General features: G+C 43.5%; 18 protein-coding genes and 1 pseudogene. 18 read left to right on the top strand and 1 reads right to left on the bottom strand.

The window, feature by feature from the left end; genetic code table 11:
* The 8 genes from rpsR to metG all read left to right on the top strand — a co-directional run.
* Window positions 1-104 (top strand): 30S ribosomal protein S18 (gene rpsR / locus QZ998_RS07575; RefSeq protein WP_296559398.1); only part of this gene is annotated, 104 nt, incomplete at its 5' end.
* 278 nt (window positions 105-382) lie between these two features.
* Entirely contained in the window at window positions 383-1,336 is a 954-nt protein-coding gene (locus QZ998_RS07570; protein ID WP_296559394.1) for a DUF2232 domain-containing protein, read from the top strand.
* Entirely contained in the window at window positions 1,333-3,306 is a 1,974-nt protein-coding gene (locus QZ998_RS07565) for a DHH family phosphoesterase (RefSeq protein WP_296559391.1), read from the top strand. The genes QZ998_RS07570 and QZ998_RS07565 overlap by 4 nt, the downstream gene beginning before the upstream one ends.
* A complete protein-coding gene (gene rplI, locus QZ998_RS07560; RefSeq protein WP_296559390.1) occupies window positions 3,303-3,752 on the top strand; it encodes a 50S ribosomal protein L9 in 450 nt (149 codons plus the stop codon). The genes QZ998_RS07565 and rplI overlap by 4 nt, the downstream gene beginning before the upstream one ends.
* A 14-nt stretch (window positions 3,753-3,766) precedes the next feature.
* Window positions 3,767-5,119, top strand: a complete 1,353-nt coding sequence (gene dnaB / locus QZ998_RS07555) for a replicative DNA helicase (RefSeq protein ID WP_296559389.1) — start codon at window positions 3,767-3,769, stop codon at window positions 5,117-5,119.
* A 12-nt stretch (window positions 5,120-5,131) separates the two neighbouring features.
* Entirely contained in the window at window positions 5,132-6,520 is a 1,389-nt protein-coding gene (locus QZ998_RS07550) for an FAD-dependent protein (RefSeq protein WP_296559388.1), read from the top strand.
* A complete protein-coding gene (gene rsmI / locus QZ998_RS07545) occupies window positions 6,521-7,363 on the top strand; it encodes a 16S rRNA (cytidine(1402)-2'-O)-methyltransferase (RefSeq protein ID WP_296559387.1) in 843 nt (280 codons plus the stop codon).
* Window positions 7,364-7,713: 350 nt separating this feature from the next.
* Complete coding sequence (metG, locus tag QZ998_RS07540) at window positions 7,714-9,651, top strand: methionine--tRNA ligase (protein ID WP_296559385.1); 1,938 nt, start codon at window positions 7,714-7,716, stop codon at window positions 9,649-9,651.
* 161 nt (window positions 9,652-9,812) lie between these two features.
* On the opposite strand, the gene trxA (QZ998_RS07535) is transcribed toward metG, so the two are convergent.
* Entirely contained in the window at window positions 9,813-10,139 is a 327-nt protein-coding gene (trxA, locus tag QZ998_RS07535; protein WP_296559382.1) for a thioredoxin, read from the bottom strand.
* Between the two features lie 119 nt (window positions 10,140-10,258).
* Between trxA (QZ998_RS07535) and QZ998_RS07530 the strand changes: the two are divergent.
* The 10 genes and pseudogenes from QZ998_RS07530 to trxA (QZ998_RS07485) form a co-directional block, all read left to right on the top strand.
* Window positions 10,259-11,629, top strand: a pseudogene (locus tag QZ998_RS07530) (aminotransferase class V-fold PLP-dependent enzyme); the annotation flags it as partial.
* A gap of 90 nt (window positions 11,630-11,719) precedes the next feature.
* Window positions 11,720-12,415: a thymidylate kinase gene (locus tag QZ998_RS07525; protein ID WP_296559396.1), complete on the top strand. Its 696-nt coding sequence runs from the start codon at window positions 11,720-11,722 to the stop codon at window positions 12,413-12,415.
* On the top strand, window positions 12,408-12,719 hold the full coding sequence (locus QZ998_RS07520) for a DUF2007 domain-containing protein (RefSeq protein ID WP_296559381.1): 312 nt from the start codon (window positions 12,408-12,410) through the stop codon (window positions 12,717-12,719). Before QZ998_RS07525 ends, QZ998_RS07520 begins: the two co-directional genes overlap by 8 nt.
* Window positions 12,720-12,742: 23 nt before the next feature.
* Window positions 12,743-13,729 carry a DNA polymerase III subunit delta' gene (holB, locus tag QZ998_RS07515; RefSeq protein WP_296559380.1) on the top strand — a complete coding sequence of 329 codons (987 nt, stop codon included), beginning with the start codon at window positions 12,743-12,745 and terminating at the stop codon, window positions 13,727-13,729.
* 5 nt (window positions 13,730-13,734) lie between these two features.
* Window positions 13,735-14,574, top strand: coding sequence for a stage 0 sporulation family protein (locus tag QZ998_RS07510; protein ID WP_296559376.1), 840 nt, complete (start codon window positions 13,735-13,737; stop codon window positions 14,572-14,574).
* Between the two features lie 69 nt (window positions 14,575-14,643).
* Entirely contained in the window at window positions 14,644-14,808 is a 165-nt protein-coding gene (locus QZ998_RS07505; RefSeq protein WP_296559374.1) for a 4Fe-4S binding protein, read from the top strand.
* 188 nt (window positions 14,809-14,996) lie between these two features.
* Window positions 14,997-15,158 carry a rubredoxin gene (gene rd / locus QZ998_RS07500; RefSeq protein ID WP_296559372.1) on the top strand — a complete coding sequence of 54 codons (162 nt, stop codon included), beginning with the start codon at window positions 14,997-14,999 and terminating at the stop codon, window positions 15,156-15,158.
* 88 nt (window positions 15,159-15,246) lie between these two features.
* Window positions 15,247-15,738, top strand: a complete 492-nt coding sequence (locus tag QZ998_RS07495) for a hypothetical protein (protein WP_296559370.1) — start codon at window positions 15,247-15,249, stop codon at window positions 15,736-15,738.
* Window positions 15,739-15,980: 242 nt separating this feature from the next.
* On the top strand, window positions 15,981-16,547 hold the full coding sequence (locus tag QZ998_RS07490; protein WP_296559368.1) for a flavodoxin family protein: 567 nt from the start codon (window positions 15,981-15,983) through the stop codon (window positions 16,545-16,547).
* A 28-nt stretch (window positions 16,548-16,575) separates the two neighbouring features.
* Window positions 16,576-16,896 (top strand): thioredoxin, encoded by a 321-nt coding sequence (trxA, locus tag QZ998_RS07485; RefSeq protein ID WP_296559367.1) that lies wholly within the window; start codon window positions 16,576-16,578, stop codon window positions 16,894-16,896.
* Window positions 16,897-16,917 lie beyond the last annotated feature (21 nt).

Raw genomic sequence — 16,917 nt, 5'->3', positions numbered from 1 at the left:
CAAGACGAGCCACTGGTACTTGTGCTAAACATCAAAGAAAGGTAACTGAAGCGATTAAACGTGCGCGAAACGTTGCCCTTTTACCATATAGCTCAAATAACTAAATTTTATAAAGCTGTTTGTTTCAGGAAGAACCTGAAGCGAGCAGCTTTTTGTATGTGATCGATAAAAGGCGTGTTGATAGGTTCATCGTTTTTCTGAGAGAATCGATTAGCTGATAGCCCAAACACGGGAATTATCAGAACCGTTTCCTGAGAATTTCATAATAAACGCACACAAAAATAATGGGCATTTTCTTTTATTGTGATATAATGGTTTGGTAACTTTTTACGCATAAATAAACTGCGTATGGGAACACTTGAGTTGCCAATTTGGAGGAACAATGAAAACACGTGGAATAACAGAAGGTGCGATGTTTTGTGCACTGGGAGTAATTCTTACTTTAGTCAGTTATTATCTGCCCTTTTTTGTACTGTTGGTATTTTTTATACCGGTACCAATGGTCGTTCTGGGAAAGCGCCAGGGATTGAAGGTAAGTATCCTTTCCAGTATTGCCGCCACCGTTCTGATCGGTCTGTTTCTAGGACCCCTGAATGCGATTTCTTTTGGGGCGCTGATGCTCTTAGTCGGATGCAGTTTGGGGTTTGCATATAACCGGGATTTATCACCGGTTAAGAAAGCCTTTATCGGAATTCTTGGTTTCTCGATTCTTTTGATCGCCGTGGTTGCCAGTTATGAGTTTGTGATGGGAATTGGTTTTACCAGCCTGCTGTTTCAGACCCTGGAGCAGAGCACCAGTGAGGTGATGACATTTTATCAAACCGCTAATATCATGGATGCCGAACAATTGACAATCGCCAGTGAAGCGATGGCAAAGAATGTCGAAATGATGAAGCTGGCATTGCCCAGTGCCTTTCTTTTAATGCCGGTTATTTTTGGGATGATCAATGTGGTGGTTTCAGACATGATTCTAACACGAATCGGTTATCCGATTAAAACTTTTACCCCTTTGAGCCAATGGGAAATGCCGGGAACTCTAAAGTATTTTTTAATGGTATTGTTACTCGGTGATTTTATTGTCAGGATGTTCCAGCTCTCCAGCATACCTCAGATTTACATGGTGACTGTGATGAATTTTGTCAATATTATTTTCTTCGTGATGGGCTTGTCACTGATGTTTAATTACATGGACTATAAAAAGATAACAAATAAAGGATTAAAAGTGTTAGTCGTTGTGCTGAGCTTTTTACTCAGCTCAATCGTAACTATTTTGGGGGTAGCTGAAACTTACATCGGAATTCGCCGGATTTTTCGAAGGGAGTCTCAGATAAAATGAAAGAATCAAAAAAAGATCTTGTACGGTTTGCCATCGCGGCACAGTTGATTGTTTCGATTGTTCTTGGTTTTTATAATATCTTCTGGGGAATTGCCGGAGTATTGATCTTTGTGATCCTGATTATTTACTACACTAGAAATACCACTATTGATGAGATTAAAATCGATAAGGCGATCGACGAAATATACAGTGATCTGGATAAGATCAATCAGGAACGCATGTATGAAATGCCCATCGCGATGGCCATCGTCGACAATGAGGGGATAATTTATTGGTATAACCAGGCCTTTGGAAAAGCCTTTAAGAAAGAAAAAGAGGGCTTATTTAAAAAATGTATCATCAACGAGTTGGATTTTAATCTGGCTGAAGCGGTTAAGGCCGATGAATTTACCTTTCATTACGAAGAGCGCGATTATGGAGTAGTTACCAATGCCTTTTCGGATAAGGTTCACAGTTTTGAGTTGCTGCATTTCTTTGATATCACCGAACAAAGTAAACAACGGCAGCTGTATCGAAAAAATTCGCCACTATTTTGTTATATCGTCATCGATAATTATGATGATATCATCGAACAGATTCCCAGCCATAAACGCTCAGCGATTTTGGGACAGGTTGATCTTAAACTAAACGAATGGGCCAAACAGCTGGGCAGTGCCATGATTAAGTACGAAAGTGATCGCTACTTAATGATTTTTGAGCGCGGGAAAATCTGTGCGCTGCAAAAAGAAAACTTTAAAATACTCGATGACATCCGGGAAATAGAAAATGATGAAAAAATTCCGATAACCCTCAGTATTGGGATTGGTATCTCAGAGAGTATTCTGGGGATTATTGAATCTCAGGAACTATCCCGGTCAGCGCTAGATATTGCCCTGGCTCGGGGCGGTGATCAAGCGGTGGTTCGACAAGATGAAAAAATGTCCTTCTACGGCGGAAAAACCGAAGCCACCGAAAAAAGGACGAAAGTCAAGGCTCGGGTTAAGGCTCATGGTCTGAAAGAGCTGATTAAAGAAGCAGACCACGTTTTACTGATGGGTCATCAGAACCCCGATATGGATTGCCTCGGCTCGGCGGTAGGTTTGTTGGGAGCCTGCCGATCATTGGGTAAGGAAGGGAAGATCGTCATCCGCGAAATCAATTACTCGATCAAATCACTGTTTGACTACTTACTGGAGAATGAGGCTTATCAGGATGCCTTTATCACCCCTAAAGAAGCTGAAACCTATGCCACAAAGAATACCCTGCTCATTATTGTCGACACCCAAACGGTGAATTATCTGGAAATGCCAGATCTGGCAGAGCAAATTCCTAAAATTGTGGTGATCGATCACCATCGGCGTTCCGGAAAGGCCATTAAGGAAACCCTGCTGACCTACACCGAAACCTATGCCTCGTCGACCTGTGAACTGGTCACCGAACTGCTCCAGTATTTTGATGAGAAAAACCATCTGACAGTGATCGAAGCTAATGCCTTGATGGCGGGGATCTGCATGGACACCAAAATGTTTACCCTGAAAACCGGAGTGCGCACCTTTGAAGCGGCCTCTTACTTAAAACGAAAAGGTGCAGACACTTTGGTCAGCAAAATTCTTTTGCAGGATGATCTTAATACCTATACGGCCAAATCCGATGCAGTCAAGAACGCTAAAATATATTTTGACAACATTGCCATCTCAACCTTTGAAAACAATACCGATTATGGTAAAGTTATTGCGGCTCAGGCAGCCGATGAACTGCTGAATATTAAAGGGATTGTGGCCTCCTTTATTATTCTCAAAAATGAAGAAGGTCTGGCCATCAGTGCCCGATCGATGGGTGAAGTCAATGTTCAGGTAATCCTGGAAACACTAGGCGGAGGCGGGCATTTGGCCATTGCCGGAGCGCAATTTCCTGGCGAAAATAATCTTGAAACCGGAAAAGAACTGTTGCTCACCGCCATTAAAGAATATAAGAAGGAGAATGGATCATGAAAGTAGTATTATTAGAAAACGTAAAAAATGTTGGAAATAAAGGTGAAATTGTTGAAGTGAAAGATGGTTACGGCCGAAACTTCCTGATTAAAACCGGTAAGGGTGTGATTGGTAATAAAGAAAATATTGCCATGGCCGAAAAAACCAAGGCTGAAGAAGCCAATAAAGTCGAAACAGAACGACAGGCGGCCGTCGAATTGGCGAAAACAATTGATCAAACCGAAATTACCATTACTGAACGGGCTGGCGAAGACGGCAAGCTGTTTGGATCGGTTACCAGTAAAGATATCACCGAAGCGCTGGAAAAACAAAAAGACATTAAGGTCGATAAACGGAAGGTTGAACTGGAGATGCCGCTACGAAATGTGGGTCGGGCTGAGGTTAAAATTAAAACCTATCAGGGTGTGATTGGAAAACTGACCGTGATCATCAAAGGCGAGGCCTAGGAGACTAAGTGGTGATGAATCCCAAAGTCCCGCCCCATAATTTAGAAGCGGAGCAGTCTGTTTTAGGCGCCATTCTAATGGATGAGTCAAATATTGCCCGGGCTGAAGAGCTGTTATCGCCTCATGATTTTTATCGGGGAGCCCATAAAGAAATCTATGAAGCGATGCTAGATCTGCACAATGAAAGAAAACCGATCGATACCGTGACCCTAGTCAATTCGCTCAGGAATCGCGGGGTACTGGAAAAAATCGGGGGGATTGGCTACCTCAGTGAGCTGATTGAGATGGTGCCGATTAATCGCAATTACCTGGAATACTGCCAGATCGTTCATGAGAAAGCCGTGATTCGAAATCTCATCCACACCGCAACCCAGATTCTCGAAGACAGCTATGGTCAGTATGACAATATTGGGGATGTGATTGACCGAGCCGAACAGGAAATCTTCAAGGTTTCCCAGGGACGGCGAACCGGCGATTTTCAGAGTATTCAAGAGACCCTCAGCACTACCCTGGCTCAAATTGAAGCCATCGAAAGCAAAAAAGGCAAGCTCACCGGTATCGAAACTGGCTTTACCGAACTTAATCATATTACCTCTGGCTTGCAGCCCTCCGATCTGATTATTGTCGCTGCCAGGCCGTCGATGGGGAAAACTGCCTTTGCCTTGAATATTGCTCAAAATGCCGCCATCAAAGATAACCGTTCGGTGGCGATTTTTAGCCTCGAAATGTCTAAAGAACAGCTGGTTCAGCGGATGCTCTGTGCAGCCTCCTTAGTAGACAGCAACAATGTCCGTACCGGTAACCTCAGCAAGGAAGACTGGGAGCGGATGGTAGTTGGTTATAATACCCTCTACGGAGCCAAAATATTTATTGACGATACCCCGGGAATCACCGTTTCTGAAGTCCGCTCTAAATGTCGGCGGCTAAAAACCGAAAAAGCGCTCGATCTGATTGTGATTGATTATCTGCAGCTGATGAGCGGTGGTAGCCGTAGCGAAAACCGGCAAAATGAAATTTCCGAGATGTCCCGTGGCCTTAAAGCCCTGGCCAGGGAAATGGAAGCCCCGGTGATCGCTTTGTCCCAGCTCAGCCGGGCTCCCGATGCAAGGGCTGATCATCATCCGGTGATGTCGGATTTACGTGAATCCGGTTCGATTGAGCAGGATGCCGATGTGATCATGCTCTTGTATCGTGAATTTTATTACGATCAAAACCCGGAATTAAAAAATTTATCGGAATTAATCATTGCCAAGCAACGTAACGGACCAACCGGGACCATTCGTTTGGCATGGATACCCGAATATACAAAATTCAACGATCTGGCGGTGGGTTATAATGATGACTACGGCTCGGATGCGTTTGCATAAAGGAAGAACAACATGAAATATGATGTGATAATCATCGGAGCTGGACCAGGCGGTATTTTTGCAGCCATGGAACTGGCTAAAAAAAACAAAGAAATTAAGATATTGATGCTGGAAAAGGGCAATTCGATCGAAAAACGGATTTGTCCCAAGCGTCAAACAAATGTTTGCATTGGCTGTCAGCCCTGCAATATTACTACCGGTTTTGCCGGAGCCGGAGCTTATTCTGATGGTAAGCTGTCGCTTTCACCCGATGTCGGTGGCGAATTGCCAGAATATATCGGCTATAATGCTACCGTCGATCTGATTAAATATGTTGATGATCTGTATATTGACTTTGGCGCCGACAAACGGGTTCATGGACTGGATAATCCCGATAAGATTCGGGATATCCGCACTAAGGCGATTCAGAGCAATTTAAAACTCATTGAATGTCCGGTCCGTCATATGGGTACCGAGGTGGGCTATACCATTTACCAACGGATTCAAAACTACCTAATTGACGATCTGGGGATTGATATTAAATTTCGAACCCCGGTGCAAAGTTTGGTGGTCGAAGATAAGGTGGTTGTCGGCGTGGTGGCCAAGGGTGAAACCTATATGGCTGATAAGGTGCTAGTGGCTGTCGGTCGAGATGGCTCCGAATGGTTTACGTCCATGTGCGAAGCCTACAAGGTTGAAACCAAGGTCGGGAAAATCGATATCGGGGTTCGGTTAGAAACCCGAAACGAGGTTATGCAGGAAATCAATGATGCCCTTTACGAGGGTAAACTGGTTTATTATACCCCCACCTTTGATGACAGCGTGAGGACTTTTTGTTCAAACCCCGGCGGCGTCGTTTCGACTGAATATTACGATAACCAATTAGCGGTGGTCAATGGCCACAGTTATAAATCCGATAAGCTAAAAACCAACAATACCAATTTTGCGCTGCTGGTTTCCAAAAGCTTCACGGAGCCCTTTAAGGAAGCGGTCGCCTATGGCAAGCACATTGCCGGGTTAGGAAACATGTTGACCGGTAATAAGATCATGGTTCAGCGTTATGGCGATTTTTTAAGAGGCCGACGCACTACTCACGAACGACTGATGCGAAATAATATTAGACCGACCTTAATCGATGCGGTTCCCGGCGATCTTTGTTTAGTATTACCCTACCGGATTATGAAGGATATTGTTGAAATGATACAGGCTCTTGATCATGTTTCGCCTGGTCTGGCTAGCGATGAAACCCTGCTTTATGGGGTCGAGGTCAAGTTTTATTCCAATAAGGTTACGGTTGATAAAAACTTCCAGTCCAGCATTAAGAATCTCTATGTGTTAGGTGACGGCGCCGGCGTAACTAGAGGTTTGATGCAGGCATCCGCCAATGGCGTGTATGTCGCCAGAAACCTGTATAACGAATAGATGTCAGGGAAACTATATATTGTTGGTACCCCAATCGGGAATCTCGATGATATCAGCATTCGGGGATTACGGGTCTTACAAGAGGTTGATCTGATCGCTGCTGAAGACACCAGACATTCGATTAAGCTGCTCAACCATTTTGAGATTTCTAAAAAGATGGTCGCCTATCATCAGCATAACGAACAGCAGTCCAGCGAAGGACTGATTGAACTGCTCAAACAGGGTCAGAATATCGCCCTGATCTCTGATGCCGGGATGCCGCTGATTTCCGATCCGGGATCGGTGCTGGTAAAAAGCTGTGTTGAAAATGAGATTGCTCTGGAAGTGATCCCCGGGCCTAACGCCGGCCTCTGCGGCCTGGTGCTGTCCGGACTCGATACCCGCTCCTTTTTGTTTCTGGGCTTTTTAGGCAAAGAAAACAAGGCGGTTAAAGAAGGGGTCAAACGAATCGAAGCGTCAGAGTTTACGGTGGTGCTATACGAATCGCCGCATCGGCTGCCAAAAACTCTGGAAATTCTTGATCAGCATGGCTTGGGACATCGGCAAATGAGTATTTCAAGAGAAATAACCAAACGTTATGAAGAAACCCGATATGGCACCATTGGGGAACATCGTCACTATTATCAGGAACATAACCCCCGCGGCGAGTATGTGCTCTGTATTGAAGGCCGGACCGCCGACGAAGGCAACGCCGCCGCCGGGCTGGAACTGGAAAGCCTGAGTCTCGAAGAACATCTGGAATATTATCTCAATACGGGTCTGCCGGAAAAAGAAGCCATGAAAGCCGTGGCCAAAGACCGGAATATTTCCAGGCGGGATGTTTATAATGCGGTTAAACGATAAATCCCTTGAAAAAATCTGGAATTAAAGTATAATAGGGATAGCAATTAAAAAAGTAATAAAAAATTACGATGAAGAGAAGAGTAGGTGTGGGCACTGTGAAGAGAGAGCCGGGATGGTGAAAGCCGGTGACAGAAAAAGCATTGAAGATGGCCTCGGAGTAAGTTTGGGTGAATGTTTTAGCCTGGACCGCTTGACGCGATAAAACTGAAAGTTTAGATAACTTATGAAGGCATTATTTGTGAGAATAGTGCGAACTAAGGTGGTAACGCGAGCCCTTCGCCCTTAACTGGACGGGGGGTTTTTTGTGGATTAAGCCATCAAATACGGAAGAATCAATAAAAGGAGAACTTATGTCAGAAAAAACATTTTATATTAGCACCCCCATTTATTATCCCAGTGGAAACCTCCATATCGGCCATACCTACACCACCGTGGCGGCAGATACGATTACCCGGTTTAAAAAACTGCAAGGTTATGATACTTATTTTTTAACCGGCACTGACGAACATGGTCAGAAGATTGAAAAGGTCGCCGAAGCCACTGGGATCGCTCCTCAAGCCTATGTCGATGGGATTGTCACCGGGATTAAAAATCTCTGGGAGACGATGAACATCAGCTACGATCAGTTTATTAGGACCACCGATCCGGAGCATGAAAAGACGATCCAACGGATTTTTAAAAAGCTCTATGATCAGGGCGATATTTATAAGTCCAACTATGAAGGTTGGTACTGTACACCTTGCGAATCTTTCTGGACCGAAAGCCAGTTAGTTGAAGGGAACTGTCCTGACTGTGGCCGACCAGTGGAAAAAGCCGCGGAAGAAGCCTACTTCTTTAAAATGTCCAAATATGCCGATGACCTGATGAAACACATTGAAGACAATCCTCATTTTATTCAGCCCGAATCGCGAAAAAATGAAATGATCAATAATTTTATCAAGCCCGGTCTCCACGATTTATGCGTCTCCCGAACCTCTTTTAGCTGGGGGGTACCGGTGGATTTTGACCCCGGACATGTCGTTTATGTGTGGATTGACGCCCTGCCCAACTATATTTCAGCGCTGGGCTACCTTAATGACAAGCCCGACCTGATGGAAAAATACTGGCCGGCCGATGTCCATCTGGTCGGCAAAGATATCATCCGTTTCCATACCATTTACTGGCCGATTATCCTGATGGCCTTAAAATTACCACTGCCCAAACAGGTTTATGGCCACGGCTGGATCCTCCTAAAAGGTGGCAAAATGTCTAAATCGGTCGGTAACGTTGTCGATCCGGTGGTACTCGTAAAAAAGTACGGCGTCGATGCCCTGCGCTACCATGTGCTTCGGGAAATGAGCTATGGTTCTGATGGCGTTTATAATGAAGACCTGCTAGTTAGCCATATCAATTCAGACCTGGCCAATGACCTGGGCAACCTGCTAAGCCGCACCCTGGCGATGACGGATAAGTACTTTGGTGGGGTGATTCCCAAAGAACGGGAAACGGAAGAAATCGACCGTGAACTGATTGAACTGGCCGAAAAAACCCCCGCGATCGTCAGCGACTACATGGACAAGCTGGATTTTAGCCGGGCACTGGAAGAAACCTGGAAACTGGTTTCCCGTTCCAATAAATATATTGATGAAACCCAACCCTGGGTATTAGGGAAAACCCCAGAAAAACAGGCTCGACTGGCACAGGTGATGTATAACCTGACCGAGTCGCTACGGATTGTCACCGTGCTGATTTCTGCGGCAATGCCAGAAACCGCCAGAAAAATCGGCGAGCAGTTAAAATGTCCGGAAGATTGTTTAACTTGGGATAGCATAAAGCATTTTGGTGGCTATCCCGAAGGTCTCAAGATTGAACGCTGTGATGCCCTGTTCCCACGGATTGAGCTGGAGAAGAAGGCAGAAAAGCCGGTCAAAGAAGCCCCAAAAGCAAAAAAAGAAAATAATGCCGAAGCTCATGAGGAATTACCGGAAGGCCTGATCACGATTGACGACTTTGCCAAGGTGCAATTGCGGGTGGCTGAAATAGTCGCCTGTGAACCCCATCCCGATGCTGATCGCCTGCTGGTCTTACAACTGCTGGTCGGTCAGGAAAAGCGTCAGGTGGTATCCGGGATTGCTAAATATTATAAAGCGGAAGAGCTAATCGGAAAAACCGTCATTCTGGTTGCCAACCTAAAACCGGTCAACCTCCGGGGGCTGGAATCCAACGGGATGATTCTGGCCGCCACCAAAGGCAAAAAATTGTCCCTGGTCACCGTCGATGGCATTGCTTCCGGCGGAAAAGTTTCATAATTAGCGCTCAAAATAGATTAATCTAAGTTGGAGAAATAGTTTAACAAGGGCGATCCGTGATGATCAGGTGGTCTAGACCCTTGCCGACATACTTATATGGTCAAATAAAAAAGTCTAAACAGGATGACATCATTCTGTTTAGACTTTTTAAAAGTGCCGGATTAAAGGCTCTTCATCGTATCGAGATATTCATTTTTTTCACGAACACCGACAAATCGGTTGACGGCCTCACCATCTTTAAAAAAAACCACGGTGGGAATGCTCATGACCCGGAACTGTTGAGCTAAGGTCTGGTTTTCATCGACATTGATTTTACAAACTTTCATATCAGCGCCAAGCTCCTGAGAAATTTCATCGATTGTCGGGGAAAGCGCTTTACAAGGGCCACACCATTCTGCCCAAAAATCCACCATGACAGCACCATTATATGATAAAATTTCGGTTTCAAAATTTTCCATATTGATCGTAATAACTTTTTCACTGGACATTTTTATCTTCACCTCATAAATATATTTGCGCAAACATTATATAATAATTTTCATCAAGTTAAAAGGATAAAAGTAAAATTTCTGATTTTAAAAGCAAGCGGTTGTGTTAGAATAAAGGCATGAATAAGATGAAAAAGATGGATCTAAAAAAGAGTATCATAAAAAAACAACTGGATAAAATTAACAGCCAAAATCGGTATCGATTTCATATGCCGGGACATAAGGGTCGGGGCCAAGCCTTTGCCTTATATGACTACGATATCACCGAAATACCCGGTGTCGATAACCTGCATGACGCCCAAGGGATCATTGACCAGGCTCAAAAAAAACTGGCTGCGATTTACCAAAGCGAAGAAGCTGCGATTTTAGTTAATGGCACTACTACTGGCATTCACAGTGCTGTCCTGGGCAGCTGTTCCCCGGGAGCGCCGCTGCTGGTGCCGATTAACTGTCATCGGGCGGTCTTTGGCGCGCTGGCTCTGGGGCGCCTGGAAGCAGTTTTTATTACGCCAGAAGTTGAGTCAAAAATAGGCTTTGCCAAATCGATCAGTGTCGCATCGGTCAATCAGGCGCTGGCTGAAAATCCCGAAATCGGGGGGATGATTCTGACTAACCCCAGCTACTACGGTACGACCAGCGAAATCAAAAAAATAGCCGAAATCCTTCATGCGCAGGGGAAATTCTTAATTGTCGATGAAGCCCATGGCGCCCATCTGGCCTTTAGTGACAAGCTGCCGATCGATGCCTTGTCAGCCGGAGCCGATGTGGTGATTCAGAGCACCCATAAAATACTGGGTTCGCTGACCCAAAGCTCGCTGATTCATTTTCAGGGCAACCGAGTCGATCGGCAAAAAATTAAAGCCTATCTCAGCCTGCTGCAAAGCTCATCACCCAGCTATCCGCTGATGATCTCGGTGGAAGAGGCCGTCGACGACGCCTATGAAGAGGGTGAAATTATTTTTAATACCATTGTCGCTGCACATCGTGATTTCTGCCAGCATCAGAACGATCAGGAGCCGATTATCCTATATGATGGCAATGACCTGGTCAATGATTATGATCGCAGCAAGTGGCTTTTTGTGACCCGGGGCATCACCGGAACCGAGTTAGCAGACCGGCTATCAGCAAAATACGGAATCCAATGCGAAATGTCCGGAGCTAACCACGTCCTGGCGATGACCGGGATGGGTACGACCGGGGATGATTTAACAAGAATAACCCAAGCTATCTGTGATATAAATAAAACCATCAGGCAGGAATTAGCAGAAGAAAAAGAAAAAAAGGCTCTAGCTAGTCTGCGTGAAAGTGTTGATTTCAGCACGGCCTTAAAAAGTGAAGTACCGCTTTGGGAAGCCCTTAATACTAAACAGCGGAGCAAGATGGTGCTGGAGTTGGCTGTGGGTCAGCTAGTCGGTGATTTTATTATCCCCTATCCCCCCGGGATACCGGTGCTACTCCCCGGCAGTCGAATCAGCCCGGAAATGGCAGTTTATTTAAGCGATCTGCTGGATCAACAGGTCGCGGTAGTGGGGATCGATGTAAACAGAACAGTAACGATCATAAAAAAGGAGCCGGTAATCATGAAAAAGAATCATCAGGGACAACTGATCGTCATCGAAGGAGTGGATGGTAGTGGGAAACAGACCCAAACCGAGCTACTCTATGACCGGCTGGTGAAAGACGGGGAAAAAGTTATGAAAATTTCTTACCCGCGCTATGACAAAAAATCCTCAGCCATGGTAAAATTATACTTGGAAGGGGCTTTCGGGAAGGAACCTGAGAGCATCAGCCCCTATATCGCGTCCACCTTTTACGCAGCCGACCGTTATGCCTCCTATAAGGAAGATTACGAGGACTTTTTGAAGCAGGGTGGGCTGGTGCTGGTAGACCGTTATACCACCTCTAATATGGTTCATCAGGCGGGAAAAATAAAGGATCCTAAAGAACGGCAACGGTTTCTTTCCTGGCTGTGGGATTTTGAATTTAATCTCTATGGTCTGCCGATTCCGGATCGGGTTTTTTTTCTTAACATTCCCCCGGAGATTAACCAGCAGCTGATCAAAAACCGGAACAATAAAATAACTGGCAAACAGGAAAAAGACATTCATGAAAATAGCCCGGCACATCTCAGCGATTCTTACCACAGTGCCTTGGCGCTGGTAGCGGAATACGGATGGACGGAAATCAATTGTGTTCAAGATAAGCAGTTGCGAAGTATCAAAAGCATCCATGAGGAAATCTGGGAATGCATAAAGGAGTGTAAATCAAATGATTGAAGATCAATATACCTATTTAACCATGGCCGACTCAGATATGGATTTTATCCTGCTTAAGAATTATCTAAGTGCCAATGGAATACCGGTAATTACGAAAGAAAAAGGCTTTGGTGGACCGATTCGCAGCATCTTTATGGGAAATTTTACACCGGCTCATATTGAAGTCTATGTTAAAGATAGCGATTTCGAAGAGGCTGCCAAACTGCTGGATTATGAAGAATTCAGTGCTGAACTCGATGAGGAAATGGGACTGAATACAGATGATGGGGATAACCGTGATGAAAAAAAGAAAAAACCCCACTAATTGACGTTTGTGAGAGGTGAAATATGTTTGAAAAGATACAGGGTCATCAAACCATCACAAGTCACCTGGAAAAAGAAATAAGGTTCAATGAGGTAAGCCATGCTTACCTTTTTTCAGGAATTGATGGTCTCGGGAAAATGAAAACTGCCCGGGAATTTGCTAAAGCGCTCTTATGTCAGGATCAGATCGACAAAGGCTGTGGCCATTGTCCCGTTTGCATCCAGATTGATCATGAAAACTATCCAGATGTCAGAATTGTCGCTCCCAAAGCCGGAGAAACCAGCATTAAAATCAGTCAGGTGCGCGAAATGATCAGTCAGCTGTCGGTTAAACCCTATTCGGGAAATTGGCGGATTAATATCATTGATGGAGCCGAAAGAATGACCCCAGAGGCTCAGAACAGCCTGTTAAAGTCGTTGGAAGAGCCGCTTAGCTATAATATCTTTATCCTCATCACCAGTCATTACCAAGCCATTTTACCGACGATCCGATCGCGCTGTCAGAGCTATCATTTTCAGCCGCTGCGCATTTTGGATATCGAGAAAATTATTTTAAAAGAAACTGAGTTTGAGCAAGGATTGGTCTCAGAGGCCGTAATGGCGGCTGGTGGATCGCCGGGAATGGCCTTGTATCTGCTTAGTAACAGCGAGATCCAGAAAGAAAGGACCGCTTATCTCAGAGAGCTTTACGGCCTGTTAAAAGGGAATGAAATTAAGGTCTTTACGTTGGCAGAGCTTTTAGCCAAGGATAAGGTCACCAGCCAGGAGAACCTGGAGTTTTTTATTCACTGGTTCTATGAGCTAAATCTGCTGCTAGAAGGTCATCCCCTGGCTGATCATGGCGAGCCGAATCCCGCCCACAGAGCCTACCTGCAATTATTGACCAATCAAAAAAATCAGGCAATTATTAAAACTTTATTTGAAATGATGGCGACGATACAATATAATGTAAATTCAAGGTTACAATGGGAGAAGTGTTTCATTAAGATAATGAAAATTCAGAAAGGATAAATCCAATGGGAAAATCAGTCGTCGGGGTACGATTTAAAAAAGTGGGAAAAATATATTATTTTGATCCCCTGGATATAGCATTTGAACAGTTTGATCCGGTTATTGTGGAAACTGTCAGAGGTATTGAGTATGGTGAAATTGCCTTAACAGCCAGAGTCGTCGATGAAGAAGAAATGGTGGCTCCAGTAAAACCGGTCATCCGTAAAGCGACCGAAGCCGATACCATCGAATTTAATAAACTCAAACAAAACGAGCAAGATGCCAAAGCAATTTTTATTACTAAGGCAAAAAAGCACAAGTTGGAAATGAAACTCATCGATGTTGAATACACCTTTGATCAGAAAAAGGCGATTTTTTATTTTACCGCTGAAGGTCGGGTTGATTTTAGAGAATTGGTCAAAGATCTGGCTTCGATCTTTAAGGTGCGGATTGAGCTAAGACAAATTGGGGTTCGCGATGAGGCCAAACTATTTAAAGGTTTGGGCGTTTGCGGACGAACCACTTGTTGTGCCCAATGGCTGGGTGATTTTACGCCGGTTTCCATTAAAATGGCCAAAGAACAAAATCTTTCCCTTAATTCGACTAAGATTTCAGGGATCTGTGGTCGGCTTTTATGCTGCCTGACCTATGAACAGGAGTTTTATGAAGAGGTTTCGAAAAAACTGCCTAAAGTGGGACAAAGAGTCATCACAGCCGATGGTGAGGGTGAAGTATTTAAGTTAAGCATTCTGGAAGAAACCGTTTTCGTCAAAATTCAGGTCAATAAGGACGAAACTGAGGTGAAAAAATATCTTTTAGAAGAAATTGAGGTAAAAAAATTCGAAAAAGTCAAAAAAGACAAATAATCATCTTGATTTCACTGCAAAAAAGGATATAATAAAGATGTTGTTAATGCTAAAAGGAGGGTTTTTTAGATGGCTTATAAAATTACAGACGAATGTATTGCTTGTGGCTCGTGTATAGACGAATGTCCTGTAGACGCAATTACTGAAGGCGATATCTATGTTATCGATGCATCTTGTACTGACTGTGGCGCTTGTGCTGATCAATGTCCAGTAGAAGCAATTGTTCAGGACTAGTTAGAAGTATTGAGAAAAGGCACCTTCCAGAGTTTTCAGGAAGGTGCCTTTAACATGTCATAAACGTAGCGTCAATCTTTTGAGGCAATCCAATTTATTTTTCTGATCGTGTTAGAGTATCAAATACAGGGGTATATAAATACCCATGAAATAAAATCAATGACAGATAGAGTCTGGAGGTGGAAAAAATGCAGAAATACGTATGCGATATTTGTGGTTATGTTTATGATCCTGAGGTTGGGGATCCTGATAGCGGGGTTAGTCCGGGAACAGCTTTTGAAGATATTCCCGAGGATTGGGTCTGCCCGCTATGCGGTGTTGGAAAAGAAGATTTTTCACCAGAAGACTAGAAAACAATGGTTAAAAAAGAGCTAAAGCTCTTTTTTTTATGGGATCAATCGGTTATAATGAAAATGACTACAGAAATATGGAGGATATATGGCAGTAAAAGCACGGGAAACCCTTGAAAGCAAGCAAATCAGCATCACGACCCTGGGAATATTAATGGTGGTGGTGGTAGGTTATACATTTTTATACAATCAATATGCTAATACCCTGGAAGATTATCGGTTAAAAACGATTGTTGGTGTGATCAGTCTGATTGTTATGATGGGTGGTTTTTTAATTTCACTTCGATATATTACAACCGCCTATGAGATGGTCATCACCCACGACCGGCTAACGATTGACCGAAAAATATTTTTTTGGAAAAAAACCGTCTTGGAAGTAAAGCTTGATGACATCAAAAAAATATTACCAAGTGAGGAAGCCAAAAAAGTTGACGGTCAAATGCGCAATTTCACACTGACAAATATGGACGGAAAAAGAAAGTATGTGATTCAACATGACGAACAGGGAAAAATTTGTTGTGCAAAGATCCAATGCACCAGTAAATTTATTGAAATATTAAAAAAAATGGTCAAAATATGATAGTTTTAAGAAAAACTTAAGGGAAATAGAGTATTATTTAGACATAACAAGTTACCCTCTTTCAAAGTTTTTAGAAAAAACCGAACGCTTTTCACACGGCTTCGGTTTTTTTCTTTTTTGAAAAGACTTAATCAATTTGCAAGAAGATTTTTCACCAGATAATTAGACAGTGTTAATGCTGCAAGAAATCGGGTATAATATTCCTAAATAACTAAAAAGGATCCACCAGGAAAGGAAAACCAATGGAAATTGTAGCAATTATTGGAAGTCATCGGAATAACCAGAACACACAGAAGGCGCTTGACTATTTTATGGGCAAAATTAAAGTTGAACATGAATTGTTTGAATATAATGTCAATCAGATAAACGTTCAGGCTTGTACCGCCTGTGATCACTGCATCCCTCATCAAGGAGAATGTATTATCAAAGATGATATGACCGAAATTTACAAAAAAATGGAAAGCTGCGACTTGCTGATTGTAGCCAGTCCCGTTTATTTCAGCGCATTTCCTTCAAAAATAAAAGCGCTAATTGACCGAACTCAAATGATTTATAACCTTGAGGATAAGTCGGTCATCAAAAATAAAAAAATTCTAATCATTGGTATCGGTGGGGCGCCTTATTATCCGCGTCAGTTCCAGGCTGTCGATAATACCCTGGAATGGTACAAAAAAACCCTGAGCTGTGAAGAGATTGGTTTTGTTAAGTTTTCCCATACCGATGAGCTGCCGGCATTGGATAACCAGAAGTGTTTGGAAGAACTAGCGGCGATTGCGGAAAAAATAAATATGTCGGTAGTAAATAACTAGAAAAAATTAGAAATAAAGGAGATAAAAAATGGCAAAGATATTAGATCAAACAGAGTTTGATAATCTTGTTTTAAAAGGAAAAGGCGTTGTTTTAGTAGATTTTTTTGCGACCTGGTGCGGACCCTGTAAAGCATTGGCACCTGTGTTGGAAGAAGTCGCCGAGCAGTTAAAAGACAAAGCCAGTGTTTATAAGGTCGATATTGATCAGACCCAGAGCCTGGCTCAGCAATACCGGGTGATGAGTGTACCAACAATGAAAATTTTTAAAGACGGCGAAGTGGTGGAAACCATCGTCGGGCTCCAATCAAAAGGTGTTTTGATGGATAAGCTGAATTATTATGCCGGTTGATTAACCGATAAAATGAGAGGA

The organism is uncultured Acetobacterium sp. (assembly GCF_927416815.1).
Classification (GTDB): domain Bacteria; phylum Bacillota; class Clostridia; order Eubacteriales; family Eubacteriaceae; genus Acetobacterium.
This window is presented reverse-complemented; position numbering and strand designations above follow the sequence as displayed.